Genomic DNA, 22,930 nt, shown 5'->3' on the forward strand with positions numbered 1-22,930 from the left:
TTCGGTTTTGCGCATCGCTATTTTGCCGCAGGCAAAAAGCTCTCAGGACGACGGTTCCCGTCGCCTGTACAACGCGGGGTGGAGCAGCCCGGTAGCTCGTCAGGCTCATAACCTGAAGGCCGCAGGTTCAAATCCTGCCCCCGCAACCAAATTCCCAAAACTTCAATAACTTCGCGGCATCCCCACGGAGCCGTAGTCGTTTCTACGCCTGGAGCCGGTCGTCAATCTGCTGGATGAGGTAGCCCTTGCCGGGATCGACCAGAGGGCCTGTGCCGGACGCCGCGATGGTGCCGCCGGCCGCGAGCGCCGGATGAAGTCCGCACCCGCAAAACCCGGCCGGCGCGACCGTCGCTGCGGCCACAGATTGCAGGAAATTGCAGGAAGTGGCGGCGTCGATCGGTGTCGTCTTTGCTTGATGCGCCGCGATCCGGCAAGTCCTGAACTCCGGCTATTTCGGACATGCGGCTCCGCTGCTCACCCAGCTTTCGGCATCCTTCATGAATTCCTCATAGGGGACGGGCGGGGTTGTTCGTGTCTTCCCGGTCCGGTCGACGCCTGGCGACCAGGCCCATCTGACGAGAGCCGATCTGAGATGATCTATGACCTGACCACCATTGCGGTTTCCGTTGTGTTGTGGATCCTTCAGGTGTTCGCAAAGCTCATGTTGGGAAAGGCCGTCCCAACCCATGGTGAGTGGCGCGAGCCGCCATTCGTCGTTGGCGCCGGGGACGCCACTGGCTGCGTTGTTCGATCGTCCGTGACAGGTGGAACAAGGCAGGCCGGCCGCACCATCATCTGCGGGTCCACGCATCACATGGAACATGTGTCGATGCCGGTCGTCGCCCTGGCGCGGAAAGCCCGTCAGGGTATGGCAATTCTGACAGCGGGGGCTGGCCATGACGCGTGCAACCGTGTCGAAGGCGTCGGCCGCCGACGTACTGTCGCCCTTCGCTTGCGACCGCACAGGCGGCACGAAGGCCAAGGCTACCATCACGCCGAGCGTCACACCGGCGAGTGTTCGTGCCTGAAGCAAACGGCCAATCATCACGCACCTCGCACTGCACGATGCACTGCGGCGCGGATGCGGGCATAGGTGCCGCAGCGGCACAGATTGGTGATTGCCGCATCGATGTCGTCATCGGTTGGATGCGGCCTGTCTTTGAGCAGCGCGGCGGCGGCCATGATCATGCCCGATTGACAATAGCCGCATTGCGGAACCTGTTCCGCAATCCAGGCCCGCTGCAACGGATGCGAGCGATCGTCCGATAGCCCCTCAATCGTCGTGACCTGTTTGTCTTCCGCGTCAGCGAGCGAAAAGGAACAGGAGCGTACTGGCTGGCCGTCGACATGCACTGTACAGGCGCCGCACGCAGCGATGCCGCAGCCGAATTTGGTGCCGGTCAGCCCGAGGTGGTCGCGCAACGCCCATAGTAGCGGCGTGTCCGGATCGGCGTCGACCGTGACCGCACCCCCATTAACTAAAAATCGCGTCATTGTATGGCTCCCGTCAGACCAACTGATAGCCGCTGCGCGAAATCGGCAGGGTTCGGATGCGCTCGCCAGTCGCGGCGAACACGGCATTGCAGAAAGCAGCGTGCGTCGGCACCGGACCTAACTCGCCAACACCGGTCGGCTCGCCGCCGCTGTCGACGAACCGCGTCGTGATTTTAGGGGTTTCCGACAGGTGCAACGGATCGAATTGATCGAAGTTCGTCTGCTCGATCTCGCCGTTAGCGAAAGTGACCTCCGTGCGCAGACCGGAAAGACCCCAGACCACGCCTCCTTCGATGTTGGATGTGGCAATGCCTGAGTCGAGTGTGCGGCCGATGTCGACGGCGCTCCAGACGTGGTGACACCTAACGTCCTTGTCCATGACGGAGATTTCGACGACTTGCGCGATATAGCCGCCGAATGCCTTGGCGAGCGCCAGGCCGCGGAACCGCCCGGCCGGCAATGCGTTCGACCAGCCGCACAGCGCCTCGACCGCCTTCAGCACGGCAACCGCGCGAGGATCGGAAGCGGCAAGCTTCAGCCGATATGAAAGCGGGTCGTCCTTGGCGCGATACGCCAATTCGTCGACGACACTTTCCAGGACAAAGTTGTTCGGCCCGTGGCCGGTTGTGCGCCAGACCGAAACGGCAAGCGGCGTGCCGACCCGATGCTGCTCGACCGCGTAGTTTTGAATGGCGTAAGGCGTTTCCGTCAGACCTTCGACCGCCATGCCGTCATAGGCCGCCGGCGGCATGATCGGGCGCGCCCAGTCGCCCTCTGCCTTGATAACGCCTCGCGGGAATATATAGAGCATGTGGGACGGCGAGACGACACGATGGGTCATCGCCACCGGTAGGCCGTCACTGCCGAGAGACGCCTTCACTTCATGAACCATTGGCGGGCGGTAGGCGTCGTAGCGAAAATCTTCTTCCCGGCTCCAGATGACCTTGACGGGACGGCCAGCGGCCTTTGCGACCATGATGGCGATCTTGGCGAAATCCGCGAGCAGCCGCCGGCCAAAGCCGCCGCCGAGCAACGTCCGGTGGATTATGATCTGGTCGTCCGTGAGGCCCGTCACCTGCTTAGCGACGGCATGGGTGATCTCGACGCCCTGCGTCGGAATCCACAACTCGCACCGGTCCCGCGTCACATGGGCCGTGCAGTTCATCGGCTCCATTGTCGCATGCGCCTGAGCGGGGATCTCGAAAGTTGCCTCCAGCACGTCGTTCGCGGCCGCTAGAGCGGCGGTGGCATCGTCTGCTTTGACCTTGGCGTCGAACGAGGCGGATTTCAGCAGCGCGATATATTCGGCCTTCTGGCCCTCGGTTGAATATCCGGCGAGCGGACCAGGCGTGAATGTAAGCTCGGCCCGGTCGAGAGCCTGCTTCGCTGTCCAGTAGTCATTGGCAACGACGGCGAGGCCGGACGGAATTTCGACGACGGCAAGCACGCCACGTTCGGCCTTGATCGCCGTTGCATCGAATGTCGTGAGCGATCCCCCTTGCGAACGGGCCCGGCGGATAGCGGCCACCGCCATGCCAGGCACTTTCACATCGATGCCGAAGATCGCCGATCCATCGACCTTCGAAGGTATGTCGACGCGGGGCTGCGGCTTGCCGATGAGGTCCGAGCTGCTTGCCGGCTTGATCTGGGGTTTTTTCGGGACATCGAGCCTCGCCGCGTCCGCGGCAACCGAGCCAAAGGTAACCATCCGGCCTGTCGGATCATGATGGATGCGGCCCTTGTCGACGCGAAGGCTGGCGGCCGCAACACTCAGGCGCGCCGCGGCTGCCTCGACGAGCATCTCGCGTGCGGCCGCGCCGATGGTCCGCATGATCGGGAAGAAGGTCGAGATCGATTCGCTGTTGCCGGTGAACATCCACTGATATTGCGGATGCCGGTAAGCGGGATCGAAATCGGACCATTCCAGCCTGACCCGCGACCAGTCTGCGCCGAGCTCGTCCACGAGCGCCAGGGGAAGGGTGGTTTGGATGCCCTGTCCCATTTCCGATTGGGACAGCAGTATCGTCACTTGATCGTCCGGATCGATGCGCAACCAAGCATTCACGAATTTGCCCGGGGATGCGGCCCGCGCTTTCACGGTCAAGTTCGCCGACAAGACCAGCGCGCCGGCCATGCCCAGGAACTGCCTTCGATCCAGCGATACGGGCTTTGTCGCAAGTGGGGTACGCATCATGGTCAGCAATTCGCTCCAAGCTCCGCAGGCCATGCCAGTACCGGCCTCTAGCCATCGATCATAGGATTTGCCATTATTCGATCAACTGAAATCGCTAGATATGCGATATGAACGAATGTGATATCACATCGCCGAAACAGGCGATCGCGTTGCGAGGAGGAGATGCAGTTGATGCGCAAAACCAATGCCGATCAGCTGAAGCTGCGCCGGCTGGACTTCACCATGCTGGCAATCTTCCGCGATCTCGTACGGATGCAGAAAACCACGCTCGTCGCGGCAACGCTGGGTGTCAGTCAGTCCGCCGTCAGCCATGCGCTCGCGCGGCTGCGCCAGCTGTTCGACGATCCCCTGTTCATCCGGCGCCCGAACGGGCTGGAGCCGACGCCTCGCGCCTCACAGCTTCTTCCGCAGATTGAAATCATTCTTCGGCTTGCCCACGAGGCCCTTGACGTTCCCACGCATTTCGAACCTGAATCATCATCGCGCACCTTCAGGCTTGCGAGCAACGACCTCGTCGGCGCCGTGATTGCCCCTCCGCTGATAGGGATGCTGCGCGCCGAAGCACCTGGATGCCGGGTCGCGTTTCAATTCGCTGTCGGAGCCGAAAGCCTGAACGCCCTGCGCACGAACGAAATGGAGATGGCGATCGGGCGCGTCTGGGATCTGCCGGATGAGTTCCAGGCCGTGCCGGTCTTCGAGGAGGACTTTGTCGTCGTGGTCAGGAAAGACCATCCCGTTGCGCAGGGCCCGATATCGCTCGACCACTACCTGGCACTCGATCACGTGCTTGTCTCATTCAGAGGCGGCTTTCATGGCATGGTCGATCAGGCTTTGAAAAAGCGCCGGCTCCGGCGGCGGGTCGTCGCGAGCGTTCCAATGTTCATGACCGCCATGGGCGTTGTCGCGAGTAGCGACCTCTCGTCAACGGTTCCGGCCAGACTCGCTGCCAAATACGCCAATCAATTCGGGCTTGCGGTGCTTGAACCACCGCTCGCCATCAACCCCTTCACGTTCAGCCTCGTGCGGCATGTAAGATCGGCATCAGACATTGGCCTGGATTGGTTGTCGGCAAAGATAATCGAGTGCGCTGGCTCGCCGCAGGCCGGCAGCACAATCAGGCAAGGCGAAGCGAATGGCGCTGACAGTGATATGCCCGATCAATAACAGGCTCACCGGCGATGCACAATCGACGCGTTACGCGCCAGTTGTTTCTGCTAAAGCGGATCCTGGTTTCGAGACGTCTTGGCCGCACGCAGGATTACGGCCTGCATTCCATCTCGGGCAAGCCGAAAGGTTGTCATCCCGCACGATCCGGCTTTGATTTAACGAGTCCTGAGCCTAGATCGTAGGGAGCATCCCGCCATCCAGTCGAATATTTGATCCTGTGATGTAGGCTGCTCGTGGACTGACAAGGAAAGCGATGGCATCCGCGATCTCTTGCAACGTTCCCACCCGGTTCACTGGCACCTGCGCAAACAGTCGCAACACGACCTTCTCGACGTCCCGCCAAGGTGCGTCGGCGGCGACACCGTGCTTGACCGCGACCTCGCGAAACTTCATGTCAAGCTTCGCGCTGTGGATCGTGCCCGGAGAGATAGCGTTCACTGTCACCCCTTCGCCGGCGACGGCCTTTGCCATCGATGCGGTCATCGCAAGTATTGCGGCCTTGGCGGCGGAATAATCTGGATTGACAGGAGGAGGCATCAGGCCCGCGAGGCTCGATATATTGATGACCCGGCCCCATTTTGCCAGTCGCATGCCCGGTAGCACTGAGTTGGTAACCCGCAGGGCAGCAATCACGTTGCGGTCGTAGGTCGAGGCCCAGGATTGGGGTGAAGCATTGCTCCAGTCCTCCCCGGGGCCAGACCCGCCTGCGTTGTTGATCAAGATGCCAATTGCCCCGCCAAGCCGCTGCGCCTCCGCGACCATTGCGGCAACGTCCTCTTCAACCGTCAGATCGCCTGTCACACAATGCGCATCCCCACCGACAGAGATGATCTGTTCTTTGATCTGCTCTGTCGCGGTTCTGTTGCGACCATGAACGATGACCGTCGCTCCTTCTTGCGCAAGTCCTTTTGCCACGGCCTCCCCGATGCCCTTGCTGCTTCCTGTTACGAGCGCGACCTTGCCATTCAGCTGTAAATCCATGATCCAATCACCTATCTTTTGTCGGACCACATAGGAGGCTGCGTGGGAGCTACAAGAACGTACCAAAAGGTGCCTGTTCCATTAGATGCCCGATCCGTATGCCTGGGTCCGGATGGGGCGGTCGCTCATGTCACACGCACGCTTCACATGATTAGCGGGCGTTGGAAGATGCCGATCCTGTTTCGCCTTTATGCCGATTCAACGATGCGAAGCTCCCAGTTGCTTCGCGAAATAGAGGGCATTTCCCAAAAAATGCTGACGCAACATCTGCGGGAGTTGGAGCAGGAAGGGTTGATCGACAGGAGAGATTTCGGCAAGCAGCCGCCGCGCGTCGAATATCGGCTAACAACAATGGGATTTGCTCTGATGCCGGTTCTTCTTGCCGCCAGACAATTCTCGGAGGATCACCCAGACGGGCTGTCTTCAGGTGATGATTTTGGAGTTCATCGTGGGGAAAAATGACAACTCAGCACGTGTCGGCCAGGATAGAGCGCCTTCAGCAGGAAATCGACGCTTGGAAATCCATGACCCTCTCGACCGACGGCTGACAAACAATGTGATCGCGTTATGCTATTGACGCTCTGCCTACTAGAAGGTAGAAAGAGATATGAGCAATCTTTCTACGACCTCCGATGAAATCCTGGCCTCCGCGCGAGCCTTGATCATGAGCGGCGGCTATAATGGCTTCAGCTATGCTGATATTGCCGAGGTTGTCGGCATCCGCAAAGCCAGCATCCACCACCATTTCCCCAGCAAGGTCGACCTGGTGCGAGAACTGGTCAAGCAATACCGCGAAGTTGGCGTGGCAGGGGTGGCAACTCTTGAGCAACACGTTTCGAACCCGCTTGATATCCTGAGGGCTTATGCAGGTCATTGGGCCAAGTGCATCGAGGATTCGAGCAGGCCTTTTTGCGTATGCGCTCTGCTTGCCAGCGAGCTGCCATCGCTGCCACCAGAGGTCGCGAAAGAGGTCACGGCATTCTTTCGTTTCATCTCTTCATGGCTGACCTCAGTTATGGAGCGCGGCGCAAAGGAAAAGACGCTCAACCTTTCGAGCGAGCCCGGCGTCGAAGCCGAGGCATTCCTGGCAACTGTTTACGGCGCGATGCTTTCTGCCCGCGCTTACGGCAACGGGGAGGTATTCGCCACCATACTGGCTCCCACTCTCAACCGGCTGTCGCCCGTCGCCACTCACTAATCCTGCGGGCGGCCTTGGCTTCCTCAGGTAAAACTGCGCCATCATCAACTACCAACTAGTAGGAAGAGTGAAATGATGAAGAACCACCTCCCCACCATTGCCCTGGTGCTGTCAAGTCTCTCGTCCATGGCAATCCTCGTAACGCCCGCCCATGCGGAAGATAAGAAGGCCGCTCAGATCCATGTTCGCGGCAGCATCGTCAACTTTGGCGGATCCACTCTGAAGGTGAAGACCCGTGAAGGTGAGACCGTCGACGTCGCCCTTGCTGCGGACCGGAAAGTTGCGAGCGTCGCGAACGCCAAAGTCACAGACATCAAGCCAGGCGACTTCGTCGGCATAGCATCCATGCCAAAAGACGGCGGTGGTGATGGTGCGCTTGAAGTCCTCATCTTCCCGCCGGCCATGAAAGGCGCCGGCGAGGGCAGCTACGGTTGGGATCTTAAACCCGATAGCAGTATGACCAACGCGACCGTCGCGGATGCCGTTAAAGGCGTCGATGGCCGGACGGTGACCGTGACCTATCATGGCAAGGAAAAGAAGATTGCCATCCCGGACGGCACACCTGTCGTGACCATCGCTCCAGCCACCAATGACGATCTAGTTCCTGGTGCCGTTGTCTTCATTGCCGCCGAGAAAGGTGCAACCGGCACGATCGCGCATCAGGTGATCGTCGGTAAGAATGGCGTGGTTCCCCCAATGTAGACCACGTCGCCGTCGCTGGCTGGATCGGCCGCCATACCGGTTCGGCCGGCGACAACATGCAAATGCTGCTCAATCTGCACCCGACGCGACCGACGAAGGGACGTCGTCGTGAACGAGACCGCCATCAACGATAACGTTCGATATCCTCGGACAGTATTTATCCGCCGCCACTGTTCTTCGTTCAGCCGAACAACTGACCATGAAGGCGGGAGCATGAGGAACCCAGTTCCATGCAGAAATCTCCCGGACGGTTTTCAGGCGAGAGCGAGCGGATCGGGCAAGGCAATCGGGGAGACAAGACACCCTTCGGAAAGCACGTCGTCTACGTGTGATTTCCAACATGCTTGAAAACAGAAGAACAACTCAATCAAACCAGAATTAGGATTTCACTATGACAAACTACCAAACGGACATCGCCGAAAACGGCGGGCATTACTGGCTGAAGCGGTACTACTTTGCGCGAGCGGCGTTTTCCATAATCTGGGTCGCAGCAGCGCTGACGGCCGGCCGCCAGTCTTTCACTATCGCGGCCATTCTGTTGATTATCTACCCCGCCTGGGATGCGGCCGCCAATTACGTCGATGCCGCACGAAACGGCGGCCTGGCGAACAACCGGAGCCAGGCAATAAACGTTGCGGTCAGTTTGGTTATGACGGTTGCAGTCATTGTCGCGCTCACAATGAGTATGAACTGGGTCCTTGGCGGCTTTGGTCTGTGGGCAATCTTTTCCGGCCTGTCACAGCTTGCCACAGCAGTTCGGCGCTGGAAGACGAGCGGTGGGCAGTGGGCAATGATCCTGAGTGGCGGCCAGTCGGCAATAGCAGGCGCGTTCTTCATCGCCCAAGCGCTGAAGCCGGTTGAGCCTTCAATTGCCAATGTTGCCGGCTATGCTGGTCTCGGTGCTTTCTATTTTCTTGTCTCGGCGGTTTGGCTCACAGTCAGCCAAATGCGGCAGAAGACTGCTTGACGAAGTTTTCTCTCTGATTCATCGGGTGGGAATTTTTGAAAGCTGTCGGAGTCCCGTAAACGATCAAGGTCGAACTTGAGCCGAGAGGTTGACGCGCATCAAAGAGCGCTGTGGCGGAAGGGCGCATAGACAGATGTCACCGTGCCGTGCCAATAACGGATGTCCAAATCGGACATCCGCGGCTTGCCGCAACTGATGAGGGGACCGTGAAGAACCGCAAAGCAGCTGCCTGCAGTGTTGTGTTCGCGTCGATCGCGGCCTACGCGCTCGTCGTGCAGATGCTGCTTGGGTCCTTCCTTCTCGGTTCGGCGGTCGCAGCTCCCGTCCTCGATGACTTTGGAAACCCGCTTTGCATTACCCATGCCGGCGGTAGCGGCCAATCGGATCACAAGGACGGCTCAAAACTGCCCGAGTGCTGCACGCAGGCATGCAGCGTTCTCGCTCCAGCGCTCGCGCCGCAATTTTCCGACAATTTTCTGAACAACCGGCTGGAGGCCACCTCCAAACTGCTTCCAATCGAAGTGGATACAGGTCCCTTCGAACGCCCCGAAACCTCTCCCGGGAATCCCCGCGCGCCGCCTCAGGCGGCCTGAAGGCTTGTCGTGCAAAACGAACGCCGTCTTGCAACACGACATGCGGAACAAAGACTTAAGCGTGACGCGCGACATTGAGATCGCGGGCCGCTGTAAGTCGGGCAATCCTGCGATCTTCTGAGTTCACACCTGGCTAAACGGCAACGAAGCGGCGGAAGCCGCGTGTCGCGCCCTCGCGGCCGGCCGGACCGGAACACGGATAGGACCGCCCTTTCAAGCCATCAGCCATACCGGCCGGCGCCCTCGTGGCTGCCAGTCGCCCGAAAATCAGGCCGCCCAACGCGCGGCCAAGCATGGAGAGTTACATGTTGAAGACAATCACGTTGAAGACAATCACCACAACCACCGCCATCCTCGTGTTCGGCAGCACCGCCGCCTTGGCGCATGTCACCCTGGAAGGAAAAGACGCTCCCGTCGGCTCGACCTATAAGGCGGTGCTGCGCGTGCCGCATGGCTGCGAAGGCAAGCCCACGAACACCGTGCGGGTCCAGATTCCGGAGGGGTTCTACGGCGTCAAGCCGCAGCCGAAGGCGGGCTGGACGCTCGACAAGGTCAAGGGAGCTTATGCCAAGGCCTACGACAATCACGGCTCTCCCGTCGCCGAAGGAGTGAAGGAAGTGGTCTGGAGCGGCGGCAACCTCGGCGACGACGAATATGACGAGTTCGTGCTGCGGGGCACGATTGCGGCCGACCTGAAAGCCGGCGACATGCTCTATTTCCCGGTGATCCAGGAATGCCCGGAAGGCCTCAAGGAACGCTGGATCGAAGTGCCGGCTGCAGGCCAGAAGGCGTCGGACCTCGAACTTCCGGCGCCCGGCATAAAGCTTCTTCAGAAGACGGGCAATTAACGATCCATCCACCCGGGAGCATGAAGGCCGATGACGCCGCTTTGCCACAAGGCACTTTCACTGACCGGCACTCTGCAGCGGTTCCTGTTTGCGATCCTGCTGTGGCTGGTCATGACGGCGGCGGCATCCGCCCATGCATCCCTCAATACGACCGAGCCGCGCGATGGCTCGGTCGTGTCCACGGCCCCGCGCATGATCGCTCTGACATTCAGCGAGCCTGTCTCGCCGACCAGCCTCAAGCTCACGCGGCCGGATGGCAGTATCGCCCCTCTGAAAAACTTCGTCCTGAAGGACAAGGTGGTCGAGATCACGCCGCCTGGAGACCTCAAGGACGGCAGTTATCTCCTTTCCTGGCGGGTTGTTTCGGAAGATGGTCACCCGATCGGCGGCTCCGTCGTCTTCTCGATCGGGCAACCGAACGCCAGCGCCCGGGGCGCTGCTGCTGATATCGACTGGCCGGTTCGCGCTGGTCTCTGGATCGGCAAGGTGGCGCTTTATGTCGGTCTCTTTTTCGGGGTCGGCGGCGCGTTTGCCATCCACTGGTTCGCGGACGGTTCCCGCAATGCGCTGAGGCAGGTGCTTGCCACTCTCTGCATAGGTTTTGCGGGTGCCGTGCTTTCAGCCGGCTTTCAGGGGCTCGATACGGTGGGCGAGCCGATTTCACGGCTCGTCGCGCCCACTGTCTGGAAGGCGGGAATGGCTACGAGTTTCGGACCGACGGTCATTTTTGCGATCGCGGCCGTAGCGCTCGCGGGGCTCGCTCTGGCCAGCGGCCGGGGCAGGGACGCCCGCTGGATATCGATATCGGCGGTCGTGACCGCGGCATTTTCCCTATGCCTCAGCGGGCACGCGAGTGCTGCAGATCCGCAATGGCTGATGCGCCCGGCCGTTTTCCTGCATGTCGCGGCCATAGCTGTCTGGGCCGGTGCGCTGCTGCCGCTCCTGGCCGAGTTCGGAAAAGACAAAGAAGCGGCCGGCGCGGCATTGCACCGCTTCTCGGTCTTCATACCATGGGCCGTCCTGGTCCTTGCCGTGGCCGGATGCGTGCTTGCCGTCGTCCAGGTCCGCACCCCGGCTGGGCTGGTCACGACGGCGTATGGGATCGTATTCCTCGTCAAGCTCGGGCTGCTCGCCCTGCTGTTTGCCTTGGCAGCCATCAACCGGTGGAAACTCACCTCAGGTTCGAGGAAGGGGGAGCCTGCGGCGATCCGCCAGCTCGTTCGTTCGATCGCCGCGGAGACCGTCATCCTGCTCCTCATTTTCGCGGTGGCTGCGACGTGGCGCTTCACGCCGCCTCCACGCACCTTGATCGCCGAAGTCCAGAGGACTGCCGTCGTTCATCTGGAGACCAGCAAGGCCGTGGCTGATGTCAGGATCACGCCGGACAGGGTAGGGGAGGTCGCGATATCCGCAGTTATCGCCAAAAGCGACCGGTCGCTGCTCGATCCTCAGGAGGTGACGGTCGTGCTCTCTAACCCTGGGGCCGGGATCGAGCCGATAAGGCGGAAGGCCGAGAAAGGTAAAGACAGCTGGACGGTGCCCGATATCATGCTTCCTATTCCCGGCCGGTGGCGACTTCGTCTGGATGTGATCATCAGCGATTTTGAGATCGCCAGGATGGAGGGCGAGATCGAGATCGCGCCTTGATCTGATGCCGGCCTGAGGAGGCTCGCCTGTCGCAGAGTGGTCTTTATCCTTCCGCCACCCGCCGCCGCACGCGGGTCAGCATCGGTCCGTATTCGAGGACAAACAGGCCGAAAGCGGCAAGCCATGCGGCCCCGGACAGCGAGTAGATCAGGCTCGTAAATTCCGGAAAGAGGCCGGCGCTTGGCCTTAGAAGGGCGCAGAGCGCGATTGCCGCATAGCAAGCGACGGTTGTTCGCGATGCGGTCAGGACCCGTCCGGTATGGCCCCGGCTTGCCCTTGTCATGACGGCGAGCATCATCGTGGTCACGGTTCCGACGCTCAGGACATGGATAACGGAGGTCTGGTCGAAGAGGTTCATGGCTGCAAGGCCGATCGCAAGGAACCCCAGCGGTATGAACAGGTAGGCGATATGCAGGATCGTCACCAGCATTTCAGCGGTCGTGGTCCAGCCCCGCCAGCGTGCGAGCCGAATTGTGTGCATGACTGCTGCCAGTCCTGCCGTCCCCGCGACGAGCTTTCCATCACCTAGAACGACCCAGGCGGCCAGGGCGACGACTCCGCAGAGGATGGCCGCCGTATCAAACCGGTCATAGGCGGCGGGGAAATCCGTCCGTCCGGTCTTGTTGATCCAGTTGCGGGTGAAGCTCGGGATAATTCGGCCGCCGACGATGAGGATCATTGCGGTATAGGCCGAGAGGGCGAGCTTGATACCCACGGATGGGTGCTGCCCGCCGGCAACCGCCAGATGATACAGGATGTTTGCGGCGGAGAGGGCGATCAGGCCGCCCACGACCTTCAGATCCTTCCACTTCCGTCCTGCGACCACCTCGCGCACGCAGATGAAGAGGAGGAGGGGCAGAAAGGCGCTGTCGGCCAGGATGGCGGCCATGGTGCCGATAAAGTCGGACAGAAGCAGCGCCAGCCTGCCGGCGACCCAAACGAGGAACAGGAAGACCAGTGGCCAACCGGACACCGGCAGCCTGCCGGTCCAGTTGGGAACCGCGGTCAGCAGGAAACCGGCAAGCACGGCGCTCGCATAACCGAACAGCATCTCGTGTGCATGCCAATGGACGGTGCCGTAGGAAACCGCCACGTCGATCAGTCCGGCCAGGCTTGCCATCCATAACAGCATCGCGGCAGCCGCCCAGAGGGCCGACGAGAGAAAAAATGGCCGGAAGCCGTAGGAGAATATGATGGGGGCGGTTGTGGAAAGTCCCCTCGGGATGCTTCCAGGTCGCCGCCCGGCCGGAATTGTCGTCATCTTCGGAACTCCTTGTTCGGCACCCTTGTAGCGGCGGCGGCGACGCCCTTCATTGCGGCGTCGCAAGTAGACGCGGGAATGTTTGCTGCCGGCGCGGCAATAGCGCATCTTCGATCTCGCGGCGGGCTGTGCTAGGTTCGCGCCGACCGTAGCGGAGCATAGGCCGTTGAAGATCGATAAGAGCCTCGTGAGAAGTTTTCCCCTGTTCGAAAGGATGGAGGATGCCGATACGGAAGCGCTTCTTGCTCACGCGACCTCCCGCAGGGTGCCTGTGGGCGAAGCCGTCTTCGAACAGGGGGCGGTCGCGGCGCATTTCTATCTGCTCCTGCATGGCAGGCTGAAGGTCACGCAGGTCACCGAAGACGGCCAGCAGATCATCGTGCGCGTCGTCCACCCGGGCGATCTCTTCGGTTTTGCCAAGGCGCTTCAACGGATGGACTATCCCGGCACGGCGATGGCCGTTGCGGAAAGCATCGCCCTTTGCTGGCCGACGGAGCTTTGGCCGCAGTTCGTCGATCGAAATCCCCGGCTTGCGGTGACCGCCATGCAGACGATCGGGCAGCGCCTGGAAGAAGCCCATGCCCGCATCCGGGAGATGTCGACGCAGGAGGTCGAGCAGCGGGTCGCCCACGCGGTTCTGAGGCTGGCCAAGCACGCGGGCCGCAAGGAAGGCGACGCGGTGCGGATCGATTTCCCGATCTCCCGGCAGGACATAGCCGAGATGACCGGCACGACGCTGCATACCGTCTCACGGATCATGAGCGCATGGGAGGCGAAAGGCCTGGTCGAAGGCGGACGCCAGAAGCTGCTGGTGAAGGATGCCGAAGGCCTGCTGGCGCTGGCCGAAAGCACGAAGGGGTAACGGAGCGGGATAGGCGTTCTGAAACGGGCGCCGGACAACCCGGCGAGATGCCTCAGATCTCCCTGGCGATTGAGTCGCTCAGGCGCTCGATTTCCTCGATGATGAACAAGGCCGGGTCGTCCGCAGCGCCGGATGCTACAATCTCGTAGACCGCAAGGCGCTTGTCCCGGACATTTCCAGCATGCGAAACGAGCGGCGTCCTATCGTGGTGCCGGGCCCCTCCCCAGCGCCTGATCAGCGTTAGAAGCTTCATGGCGTCATCATCGATGCGTTCCACGGCGGGTCGTAGGTCAGCTCCACCTCGACGCTCTTTACGCCGGCGACCGATGCGGCACAGGCCTGGATGGCTTCCTTCAGAAAGGTCGAGGCGGGGCAGCCTTTCGTCGTGGTCGTCATCGATATGTGCATGTCGCCGGCCTGATCCGCCTCGATGCCGTAGATCAGGCCCATGTCCACGACGCTGCGTCCCATCTCCGGATCAATGACCATGGAGAGTTGTTGCCTGACCTGTTCGATCAGGTTGGCCTGCTCGGACTTGTCAGGCATCGGCAACCCCTTTGCCGATGCGGATCATGATGCGGTAGGCGCTGCCGTCCCGATCGAAATTGCCCACCCATTGATGGCCCCGGCGCGTCAGTTCCGGGAACAGGAAGACCGGCTCGCGTGCCAGCACCGCGAAGATCACTTCGCCCGCGTCGAGGGCTTCGGCCGCGCCGAGAATTCGCTGCATCGGTTCCGGCGGATCGAGGTCGGAAAGGTCGAGTTGCACGGACGGTTCGGCCCAGAGTTCGGGCGAGACCGCGTTTTCGGAGAGCGCGACCGCTTCTTGCTGGCGCGGCGTGAAGCGGACCTCGAAATCCCCGCCGTCGAGTTCGATAACGGCGTGATCGAAGCCCCTGGCATCCATGACGCGATAGAGCGGTTGCGGCTTGAAGGGCGCAAGCAGCTTCAGTCCCTGACCGGGCTGCAGCGCGGCGACCGCCGTCATGATCGCTTCGAACGGCTCGCCGCCGTTCTTCAGGATGGGCCTGACATCAAGTTCCTTGAATTCCTGGGTCATCGTGACCTCCCGTTGAAGCTTGGTAAGATGAGCCGCCGTGCGGCGATGGCCGATGGCAGCCGGGTCGCGGCCGGAACCATGGCGAGGCGGCGGGCCTGGATGAACTCGAAGGCGAGAGCGCAAACAGCCGCGAGCTGAGCGAATGTAGCCGCCCTGAACATGTACGGCATGTCGAGGATCAGGACCGCGGTCGCCGTTGCCGTCGCGGTGAAATAGAGCGCGAACCACAAGGATGCCCGCCGCTCGTTGACGAGGTCCTGGACGCGTGGGACGATTGTGCGGCCAAGAACAGGGCCGTAAAACTCCAGCCACGTCATGAATGCCACGATCTTGTAGAGCTGCCCGAGGCCGAGCCCGGTCAGCCATCCGAAGGTGAAGAGGTAGGCGACCGGCATCACCATCTCAGGCAGTTTGCCGATCACGATCGCGGCGGCAAAAAGAACGAAACAAAAGACCAGCATGCCGATCGCCACCAGGCTCGCGATCACGTTCAGTTCCACGGACCTCCGTTTCCGTGCGCGGAAAATCGAGTGGATATCGAGCGTGTAGAGAAGAGCGGCAAGTCCTGAAAGGGCGATCGCCAGGTAAAGCGGCCAGTCCGCGGGCACGCCGGCTCCATCGAGGAAGATGCCGGAGCTTGCTATCGCGAGAGCGGCGACGACCAGCCAGCCGATCGCCCGGCTTGTCCCGCGGGTTCTTTCCGGCGACAGCAGGAACATCGTCAGGAGGCGGTAGCTGACGCCGATCGCTGTGATGGTCATCCATCCGAACAAGCCGAGATAAGCGTGCGCCGGTCCGGCTGACAGAATCAGCCCGATGAGATGCGGATTATCGGTAAGGCCGGAGAGGGAAAGGGCAAACAGCAGCCCGACCAGCGCCGTGGCGATCAGTGGCACGCAGCCGAGCGCGACGAACTTTGCCGGCAGCGAGTACGGCCGGGCCGCCACAAGCGTGCCCGCCACCATCCAGCAGAGACCCGCAAAGGCCACCGTCAGGAGGAGGCCTCCGGCCGGCAGCATCCAAATCCAGAGGGGCACGATATCGGCCAGGCCCAGAAAGCCGGTCAGCAGCAGGGGAAGCCCGATCATGGTCAGCAGCAAGGCGGGCAGGGCGAGATGGGGGGATTGCAGCTGTCGCGAGGCGATCACCGGCACGAACTGAAGCAGCGATCCGGCAAACAGGAGACCGAGCCAGCCGACCGCGATCAGGTGAACGATCACCAGCGAGGCCGGATCGTTGATGGGAGCGGATGGATATCCGAAGCCCGATATCGTCAAGGCCAGCCCGGCGACCAGGCAGACCAGCGCCGTCGCGAAATAGGACATCGTCCAGGGGGAGAGAGTGGCGCCGGGCATGGCTTTCGTCTTTCAATGTCCGCAGCAGCAATCGCAGCCGGAGCTTTGAGCCCGCTGGATTTCGACGCGCCAGACATCCGGACCCTGTTCGAGATATTGCCAGTCGAACTCTTCCGGATACCGGCTCTCGATCTGGTAGTGCAGCGGTCGGGGATCATGGTCGCTCGTGACATGCATGACGCCGCCGGGAATGAGGGACGTCAGCACGCCAAAAATCTTCGGGTGACGTTCGGCGGGCGCGAGCGTCCTGACGTCGATGGAGGGGATCTCAATATCCGACATGGTTTGTTCTGGGCCTTTCGAGCTGGTGCAGCGGCCTGGCCGATCCCGGCCGCCTCGATGATTTAGCAGCGGCGCGATCGACGGAATTTGCGTCGGGACAAATATTTTGCAGAAAGAGGACGCTGTCGTTGATTTTGCACAAAGAGAGGCAGGTGCCGGCCAGCTAAATGCTCTTTGAAGAAAACTGAAAGGAGCCCGACATGTCCGCAGCGATAATCGAGAAATATGGCGATGCACGGTTGCCGCGCTACACGAGCTATCCGACGGCTCCGAACTTCAGCTCGGATTTCGACGCCCTCGACTATCCGGCCTGGCTGAAGGCATTGCCTCAAGGACAGCCAACCTCGCTCTACATCCACATCCCTTTCTGTCGGTCGATGTGCTGGTATTGCGGCTGTCACACGACGATCACCGAGCGCGACAGGCCCATTCTCGACTATATCGAGACATTGCACCGGGAGATCGAGCTTCTGGCATCCGTCAGAAACGACAGCTTCAGCGTCGGGGAAATCCACTTCGGCGGCGGTACGCCGACCATCATCAGGCCAGAGGAATTCATCGCGCTGATGGATGCGTTTCGCGACCGCCTCGGTTTTGCGGGCGCCGTCAATGCCGCGGTCGAGATCGATCCGCGAACCTTGCCCGGGGAGATGGCAGTTGCGCTCGGCCAGTCGGGCGTCACCCGCGCAAGCCTTGGCGTCCAGAGCTTCGATCCGAAGGTCCAGAAGGCGATCAACCGTGTTCAGAGCGTCGAGACGACGATGGATGCCGTCGAGCATCTTCGCCATAACAACATCAACGCGATCAATTTCGACCTCATCTATGGGCTGCCGTTTCAGACGGTCGAATCCTGCGTCGAGACCGTCGAAGCGGCCGTCAGCATGCGGCCGGATCGTCTTGCCGTCTTCGGCTATGCGCATATCCCGAGCTTCAAGAAGCACCAGCGGCTCATCGACGAGGCGGCGCTTCCGGATGCACGGGAGCGGGCGCTTCAGGCATCGGCGATCGCCGAGGCCTTAATGGCGGCAGGATATGTCAGGATCGGTCTCGACCATTTCGCCCTGCCGGGCGACGACCTCTCGCTTGCGCAGGCCGAAGGCCGGCTGCACCGGAATTTCCAGGGGTACACGACGGACGCCTGCGACGCCCTGATCGGGCTCGGGGCGTCGTCGATCGGACGGTTGCCGCAAGGGTATATCCAGAACGAGGTTCCGCCGGGCCTTTATGCGACCCGGGTGTCGAAAGGCGAACTGCCGGTCGCCAAGGGCTATCGCCTCACGCCGGAAGATCGCCTGCGCGGTGAGGTGATCGAGAGGCTGATGTGCGACTTTACAGTGGATGTTGCGGCCCTTGCGGCAGCGCATGGCTTCGATGCCGAGCTTCTGCTGCGGGGCAACGATCGGCTCGATGAGCTTGAACGAGACGGCCTGATCGAACGCCGGGCCGGCGTCATCCGCGTCTCGGAGGATCACCGGTTCATCGTCAGAGCCGCGGCCTCTGCATTCGATGCCTATCTGAACAGAAGCGGCAGGTCGTTCAGCAAGGCGGCATAGGGTTCAGAACGGGAAATGGAGGTCCGGCATCCGTCCAGCCGGACCTCCATGCGGCCGGGCTCCCCTATCCCGTCAGGCCGCGATAGATGGCGGGCAGAGCCGCCGGAAGCTTTGAAATATCTCCGACAACCGCATAACCGTTGCGGCCGAACATCGTCGGGAGATAAGATTTCGCATCCTTGTCCACCGTCACGGCGAAAATGTTGACGCCGAGGCGCCTTGCTTCCTGCACGGCGCGGCGGCTGTCTTCCATCGCGAAACGCCCCTCGTAGTGGTCGATGTCGTTGGGCTTGCCGTCGGTCAGCACGAGAAGCAGACGGGTCCGGTTGGGGCGTTTTGCGAGGTCCGCGGTGGCGTGCCGCAGGGCGGCTCCGAGGCGGGTGTAATATCCGGGTTTCAGGCCGGCGATCCGATCCTCGACAACCGGAGAAAGCCGCTCGTCGAAGCCTTTCACGGTCTCGACCCGTACCCAGGAGCGGCGCCGGGAAGTGAAGGTGAGGATCGAGTGATCCGTGCCGCAGGCGGTCAGGCCTTGCGCGAGGACGAGAAGCGCTTCCTTCTCGACATCCAGAACCCGCCGGTTGTCGATCCAGGCGTCGGTCGAGAGGGAGACATCGACGAGAATGGTGACGGCGAGATCGGGCGTGCGCGGCCGGCTTGCCACATGGATACGGTCGGTTGCCTGCCCTCCGGCCAGGAGATCGGTCCGGCGCCGGACGACGGCGTCGAGATCGAGTTCCACGCCGTCCAGCTGCGATTTGAGCATTTCCTGGCGCGGCCGCAGGATCTCGAACTGCTTGCGCACCTTCCTCGCCAGCGCCTTCGTATCCTCCGATATCTCGAGGCGGTCGCCGCTGGCCGACGTCGGGACGGCAAGGACCCGGCAATGGTTCTTCAGATAGGTGGTCTTTCGGTAATCCCATTCGGGATAGGTCAGCTCGGCAGCGATTTCCTGGAGGTCGACCATTTCCGGCGGAAGGTCGAGATCGAAGTGGAAACGCGAGGAGGGGCGTTCCTTGCGGCGCCCGAGAACCATCTCGTCGAGATCCTCGGCGGCTTTGCCATCCTCCTCGGGTTTGTCGTCGGTCGGCCGGTCGACATTGACCATTTCCGTCATCGCCAGGATTTTCTCGAAGCGGTTGAGGATAAACGGGCTCCGTTCGGAGCGCTTTTCGTCTTCCCGCTCGCGCTTCGCGCTGAACCTTCTCTTGCCAGCCGAACCCTGCGGATCGCCGAGCGGGGTTTCCGAGTCCTCCGCCGAAGAACGGCTTTCCTCCTGGGACAAGAATTCCGGCCAGAGCGGCACGTCCATCATAGGCTGGTAGCCCGGTGGGGCATGGCGGGGGAAGATCGCGCTCGGCGTGTCGTCCGGCAGGCCGGCGCCTGCCCGCAGCAGGCTGATGATCCTGCTTTCCAGCAGCCGTTCCACCGAGGGAAGCCTGCCGCGGTGGCGCTCGGTAAGCGTTGCCTGACATAAATTTCGATAGACCCGGCGCAGGCCGGGAAATGCGGCAAGCGTTTCGTCCACATTGGAGATCGCCATATGCAGCCGCTCGAGATCCCGTGCGAGGGGATCCGGCGAGGCTGGCCGGGCCTCGGGCAATGTAGCTATTGCCGCCGTCAGCCAGACGTACAATGCTCGGTTCAGGCTGCGGTCCGGAAAGAAGTCGATGACATCAGGCAGCATCGCGCGGGCGAAATCCCGGCCCGACTGGGCAATCCGCTCCTCGCCGAGCCCCACAAGCTGGCGAAGCTTCAGGCGGTGTTTCGAGATGCGCTGATGGGCCGCCACGAGCTGGGCCGCGTGATCGCCCCCGAAGCCGCGGAAGCAGGAGGCGAGGACGGGTTTTACCTCGTCCAGCGCCACTGCATGCTCGGGATAACGCGGCAGGCTTCGTGTCTGGCCGACCAGGCGGTGCCAGGCCTTGCCGACGGTTTCTTCCAGCTCGAGAAAATCCAGCATCATAGCACCTCAGGCAACCACGGCATTCGCCACTTCGATCAGCGCCGCACGCACATCCGGATCGTCGGTCAACGGCTCGATCATGGCAGCCCGAATAGCATGGCGCGGGTCGAGCCCGCTTTCGATCAGCGTAGCGCAGTAAACGAGCAGGCGCGTCGAAACGCCCTCCTCCAGATCATGCCCCTTGAGGGCGCGCAGGCGATGGGCGAGATTTACCAGCGGCACGACATGGCGCTCGGAAAGGCCGCTTTCGGCCGCAACGATCGCCACTTCCTGCTCCCGGGGAAGGAAGTCGAACTCGATGGCGACGAAGCGCTGCTTGGTCGAAGGCTTCAATGCCTTGAGGATGTTCTGGTAGCCGGGGTTGTAGGAGACGACCAGCATGAACTCCGGCGGGGCCGCCAACACCTCTCCGGTCCTTTCGAGCGGCAGGATACGGCGGTCGTCGGTCAGCGGGTGGATGACCACGGCGACATCCTTCCGCGCTTCGACGATTTCGTCGAGATAGCAGATGCCGCCACCGCGTACCGCCTTCGTCAGGGGGCCGTCCACCCAGATGGTTTCGCCGCCTTTCAGGAGGAACCGGCCGGTGAGATCGGCGGCGGCCAGATCGTCATGGCAGGAGACGGTCGCAAGCGGCAGTCCGAGACGCTCGGCCATATGGCAAACGAAGCGGGTCTTTCCGCATCCGGTCGGGCCTTTCAAGAGAAGCGGAAGCTGCCGCTTCCAGGCCATTTCGAACAGCTCGCATTCGTTGCCGGCAGGAATGTAGCGGGGAATCGGTGCGGCCTCGACCGGCTTTATCGTGGAAATCATGGTCATCGGGATGTCCTGATCTTTGGAGGGATGGAGGAACGCGGCTCCGTCGGTGAGAAGACGGAGCCGCGCTGCATCATTCGGCCGGTTGGATTCTCGCGGTGCCCGCGGGACGCCGTTCGCGGCCCGGGACGAACAGGGCCCAGAGGAACATCAGCGCCGAGATGAGCACGAATGCGCCCGATCCGAGCCGGACCCAATAGAAGATCGCCAGCTGGTCCTGAACATCCATGAAGCTTTCGCCGAGGACGCGCTGCAGGTGCACCTGAAGGACGCCGGCAAAGGTCAGCGCGAAGGTCATGACGGACATGGCTATGCACATGATCCAGAAGCTGGCCATCGAAAGCCACTGGTTATAAGGGCTGCGGCCCCGAAGCTCCGGCACCGCATAGGCCATGACGGCAAGGTTCAGCATCACATAGGCGCCGAAGAAGGCGAGGTGGCCATGGGCGGCGGTGAGCTGGGTGCCGTGGGTATAATAGTTGACCGAAGACAGCGTGTGGAGGAAGCCCCAGACACCGGCGCCGAAGAAGGCCATGACCGAGCAACCGATCGACCAGAGAAGTGCGGCCCGGTTCGGGTGTTTGCGCCCCGCCTTCCAGGTCATCACGAAAGTGAAGACGACCATGGTGAAGAAGGGAGCCACTTCGAGCGTCGAAAAGAGCGATCCGATCCACTGCCAGTAGCCGGGGGCGCCGATCCAGTAGAAGTGGTGGCCGGTGCCGAGAATGCCGGAGAAGAGCGCAAGGCCGACGATCACGTAGAGCCATTTTTCGACCACTTCGCGGTCGATGCCGTTCAGCTTGATCATCAGGAAGGCCAGCACCGAGGCCATGATCAGTTCCCAGACGCCCTCGACCCAGAGATGGACGACATACCACCAGTACATCTTGTCGAGCGCGAGATTGGCCGGGTTGTAGAAGGCGAACAGGAAGAAGATCGCGACGCCCCAGAGGCCGAAGATCAGGATGTTGGTGACGACGGTCTTGCGGCCCTTGAGCACCGTGAGCGTCACGTTGAACAGGAACATCAGCGCGACGATGACGATACCGATCTTGATCGGGAACGGCTGTTCCAGAAACTCGCGGCCTTCATGATAGTGGAACAGGTAACCGACCACGGCGATCGCCGCTGCGACGAGGAAAAGCCAGAACTGCGCAACCGCGATCCTGGTGCTGAACAGCTCGGTTTCGGACTCCTCGGGCAGCAGGTAGTAGGTCGATCCCATGAAACCCATCAGCAGCCAGACGATGAGCGCATTGGTGTGGATCATCCGCACGATGTTGAAGGGCAGCAGCTCCGAAAGCGTGTTCGGCAGGACGTAGATCGTTCCCGCCAGAACACCGAACAGGACCTGGGCGATGAACAGGCCGAGCGCGCCGTAAAAATACAGCATGGCGACCTTTTGGGTTTGATATTTCATGTGTTTTTCCCTTCCCGTGAGATCAGCCGGCGTCGTTCGGCGGCCAGTTCTGGGTCTTGATCCTGCTCGTCCATTCGAGGAAGTTGGCCAGGTCGTCGAGTTCACGTTCCGTGAGGTTGAACTGCGGCATCTGCCGCCTGCCTTCGATGCCGCTCGGCTGCGCGGCCATCCAGGCCTTCAGCGTCGCGCGGGCCGTGTCCGGGTCGGTGTCGCCGCCCCAGCGTTTCCACACATTGCCGAGCTCGGGGGCGAAATAGGCGCCTTCCCCGAGGATCGTATGGCAGTTGATACAGGCGTTCTTTTCCCAGACATGTTTGCCGCGCGCGACGGAATCCGTGAGCGTGCTCTCGTCTGTGGACGTGGTTCGCATGTAGTAGTGGCTGTGGGCGGTAAGCCCGAGAAAGATTACGAAGAAGAACGCGGAGCCGCCGTAAAAGACGTTACGAGCCCCGGTCTTTGTGAGGCGTTCTGCCATCCTCATGTCCCCTTTGTGCGGATGCCTTGCGGGTTGCTACGGGCCACATCCGCGAAAAGCGGACGACGACCCGTGAAGCTTCTATGAGG

24 protein-coding genes and 1 tRNA gene are annotated in these 22,930 nt (G+C 61.5%); 11 read left to right on the forward strand and 14 right to left on the reverse strand.

Annotated features, from left to right (window positions below):
* Positions 1–72: 72 nt before the first annotated feature.
* Positions 73–149: transfer RNA gene (locus AC1DLT_RS29465), tRNA-Met, on the forward strand.
* 299 nt (positions 150–448) lie between these two features.
* Here the strand turns inward: AC1DLT_RS29465 and AC1DLT_RS29470 are convergent.
* The 3 genes from AC1DLT_RS29470 to AC1DLT_RS29480 are packed head-to-tail and all read right to left on the reverse strand — an operon-like array spanning position 449 to position 3,688.
* Positions 449–1,045 carry a hypothetical protein gene (locus AC1DLT_RS29470; protein WP_247033545.1) on the reverse strand — a complete coding sequence of 199 codons (597 nt, stop codon included), beginning with the start codon at positions 1,043–1,045 and terminating at the stop codon, positions 449–451.
* A complete protein-coding gene (locus AC1DLT_RS29475; protein WP_477485263.1) occupies positions 1,045–1,494 on the reverse strand; it encodes a (2Fe-2S)-binding protein in 450 nt (149 codons plus the stop codon). The genes AC1DLT_RS29470 and AC1DLT_RS29475 overlap by 1 nt, the downstream gene beginning before the upstream one ends.
* Positions 1,495–1,507: 13 nt before the next feature.
* Positions 1,508–3,688 (reverse strand): xanthine dehydrogenase family protein molybdopterin-binding subunit, encoded by a 2,181-nt coding sequence (locus tag AC1DLT_RS29480; protein WP_477489078.1) that lies wholly within the window; start codon positions 3,686–3,688, stop codon positions 1,508–1,510.
* A 171-nt stretch (positions 3,689–3,859) separates the two neighbouring features.
* Here AC1DLT_RS29480 and AC1DLT_RS29485 point away from each other — a divergent pair, with 171 nt between their 5' ends.
* Positions 3,860–4,852, forward strand: a complete 993-nt coding sequence (locus tag AC1DLT_RS29485) for a LysR family transcriptional regulator (protein ID WP_477489079.1) — start codon at positions 3,860–3,862, stop codon at positions 4,850–4,852.
* A gap of 174 nt (positions 4,853–5,026) precedes the next feature.
* Here AC1DLT_RS29485 and AC1DLT_RS29490 read toward each other — a convergent pair whose 3' ends face one another.
* Positions 5,027–5,836, reverse strand: coding sequence for an SDR family NAD(P)-dependent oxidoreductase (locus AC1DLT_RS29490; RefSeq protein ID WP_477489080.1), 810 nt, complete (start codon positions 5,834–5,836; stop codon positions 5,027–5,029).
* Between the two features lie 42 nt (positions 5,837–5,878).
* Here AC1DLT_RS29490 and AC1DLT_RS29495 point away from each other — a divergent pair, with 42 nt between their 5' ends.
* The 7 genes from AC1DLT_RS29495 (at position 5,879) to AC1DLT_RS29525 (ending at position 11,791) form a co-directional block, all read left to right on the forward strand.
* On the forward strand, positions 5,879–6,298 hold the full coding sequence (locus AC1DLT_RS29495; RefSeq protein WP_477489081.1) for a winged helix-turn-helix transcriptional regulator: 420 nt from the start codon (positions 5,879–5,881) through the stop codon (positions 6,296–6,298).
* Between the two features lie 145 nt (positions 6,299–6,443).
* Complete coding sequence (locus tag AC1DLT_RS29500) at positions 6,444–7,034, forward strand: TetR/AcrR family transcriptional regulator (protein ID WP_477489082.1); 591 nt, start codon at positions 6,444–6,446, stop codon at positions 7,032–7,034.
* Between the two features lie 72 nt (positions 7,035–7,106).
* Entirely contained in the window at positions 7,107–7,736 is a 630-nt protein-coding gene (locus tag AC1DLT_RS29505) for a hypothetical protein (RefSeq protein WP_477489083.1), read from the forward strand.
* Positions 7,737–8,127: 391 nt separating this feature from the next.
* Entirely contained in the window at positions 8,128–8,703 is a 576-nt protein-coding gene (locus AC1DLT_RS29510; protein ID WP_477489084.1) for a DUF308 domain-containing protein, read from the forward strand.
* A 206-nt stretch (positions 8,704–8,909) separates the two neighbouring features.
* Entirely contained in the window at positions 8,910–9,296 is a 387-nt protein-coding gene (locus AC1DLT_RS29515) for a hypothetical protein (protein WP_247135414.1), read from the forward strand.
* A 305-nt stretch (positions 9,297–9,601) separates the two neighbouring features.
* On the forward strand, positions 9,602–10,144 hold the full coding sequence (locus AC1DLT_RS29520; RefSeq protein WP_477489085.1) for a YcnI family copper-binding membrane protein: 543 nt from the start codon (positions 9,602–9,604) through the stop codon (positions 10,142–10,144).
* 30 nt (positions 10,145–10,174) lie between these two features.
* Positions 10,175–11,791, forward strand: coding sequence for a copper resistance CopC/CopD family protein (locus AC1DLT_RS29525; RefSeq protein ID WP_477489086.1), 1,617 nt, complete (start codon positions 10,175–10,177; stop codon positions 11,789–11,791).
* A 43-nt stretch (positions 11,792–11,834) separates the two neighbouring features.
* On the opposite strand, the gene AC1DLT_RS29530 is transcribed toward AC1DLT_RS29525, so the two are convergent.
* A complete protein-coding gene (locus tag AC1DLT_RS29530) occupies positions 11,835–13,052 on the reverse strand; it encodes an NnrS family protein (protein ID WP_477489087.1) in 1,218 nt (405 codons plus the stop codon).
* Positions 13,053–13,218: 166 nt separating this feature from the next.
* Between AC1DLT_RS29530 and AC1DLT_RS29535 the strand changes: the two genes are divergently transcribed.
* Positions 13,219–13,914, forward strand: a complete 696-nt coding sequence (locus AC1DLT_RS29535) for a Crp/Fnr family transcriptional regulator (RefSeq protein ID WP_038546264.1) — start codon at positions 13,219–13,221, stop codon at positions 13,912–13,914.
* Between the two features lie 52 nt (positions 13,915–13,966).
* On the opposite strand, the gene AC1DLT_RS29540 is transcribed toward AC1DLT_RS29535, so the two are convergent.
* From AC1DLT_RS29540 to AC1DLT_RS29560, 5 genes are read right to left on the reverse strand one after another with little or no spacing between them, the layout of a single operon-like run.
* Positions 13,967–14,167 carry a hypothetical protein gene (locus tag AC1DLT_RS29540; RefSeq protein ID WP_477489088.1) on the reverse strand — a complete coding sequence of 67 codons (201 nt, stop codon included), beginning with the start codon at positions 14,165–14,167 and terminating at the stop codon, positions 13,967–13,969.
* A complete protein-coding gene (locus tag AC1DLT_RS29545) occupies positions 14,164–14,460 on the reverse strand; it encodes a metal-sulfur cluster assembly factor (protein WP_038546260.1) in 297 nt (98 codons plus the stop codon). The genes AC1DLT_RS29540 and AC1DLT_RS29545 overlap by 4 nt, the downstream gene beginning before the upstream one ends.
* On the reverse strand, positions 14,453–14,974 hold the full coding sequence (locus AC1DLT_RS29550) for a DUF2249 domain-containing protein (RefSeq protein ID WP_477489089.1): 522 nt from the start codon (positions 14,972–14,974) through the stop codon (positions 14,453–14,455). Before AC1DLT_RS29550 ends, AC1DLT_RS29545 begins: the two co-directional genes overlap by 8 nt.
* Positions 14,971–16,329 (reverse strand): hypothetical protein, encoded by a 1,359-nt coding sequence (locus AC1DLT_RS29555; RefSeq protein WP_477489090.1) that lies wholly within the window; start codon positions 16,327–16,329, stop codon positions 14,971–14,973. Before AC1DLT_RS29555 ends, AC1DLT_RS29550 begins: the two co-directional genes overlap by 4 nt.
* 12 nt (positions 16,330–16,341) lie before the next feature.
* Positions 16,342–16,611 carry a DUF2249 domain-containing protein gene (locus AC1DLT_RS29560; RefSeq protein WP_038546255.1) on the reverse strand — a complete coding sequence of 90 codons (270 nt, stop codon included), beginning with the start codon at positions 16,609–16,611 and terminating at the stop codon, positions 16,342–16,344.
* 200 nt (positions 16,612–16,811) lie between these two features.
* Here AC1DLT_RS29560 and hemN point away from each other — a divergent pair, with 200 nt between their 5' ends.
* The gene (gene hemN, locus AC1DLT_RS29565) at positions 16,812–18,164 is read left to right on the forward strand and encodes an oxygen-independent coproporphyrinogen III oxidase (protein WP_477489091.1); all 1,353 of its coding nucleotides are present in this window, start codon (positions 16,812–16,814) and stop codon (positions 18,162–18,164) included.
* A gap of 64 nt (positions 18,165–18,228) precedes the next feature.
* On the opposite strand, the gene AC1DLT_RS29570 is transcribed toward hemN, so the two are convergent.
* The 4 genes from AC1DLT_RS29570 to AC1DLT_RS29585 all read right to left on the reverse strand — a co-directional run bounded on the left by AC1DLT_RS29570 (position 18,229) and on the right by AC1DLT_RS29585 (position 22,841).
* Positions 18,229–20,127, reverse strand: a complete 1,899-nt coding sequence (locus AC1DLT_RS29570; protein WP_477489092.1) for a nitric oxide reductase activation protein NorD — start codon at positions 20,125–20,127, stop codon at positions 18,229–18,231.
* A 9-nt stretch (positions 20,128–20,136) separates the two neighbouring features.
* On the reverse strand, positions 20,137–20,943 hold the full coding sequence (locus tag AC1DLT_RS29575) for an AAA family ATPase (RefSeq protein WP_477489115.1): 807 nt from the start codon (positions 20,941–20,943) through the stop codon (positions 20,137–20,139).
* A gap of 76 nt (positions 20,944–21,019) precedes the next feature.
* Positions 21,020–22,366: a cbb3-type cytochrome c oxidase subunit I gene (locus AC1DLT_RS29580; protein ID WP_477489093.1), complete on the reverse strand. Its 1,347-nt coding sequence runs from the start codon at positions 22,364–22,366 to the stop codon at positions 21,020–21,022.
* Positions 22,367–22,388: 22 nt separating this feature from the next.
* A complete protein-coding gene (locus AC1DLT_RS29585) occupies positions 22,389–22,841 on the reverse strand; it encodes a c-type cytochrome (RefSeq protein ID WP_038546246.1) in 453 nt (150 codons plus the stop codon).
* Positions 22,842–22,930 lie beyond the last annotated feature (89 nt).

The sequence above is a fragment of the Neorhizobium sp. 05N33 genome (assembly GCF_056397445.1).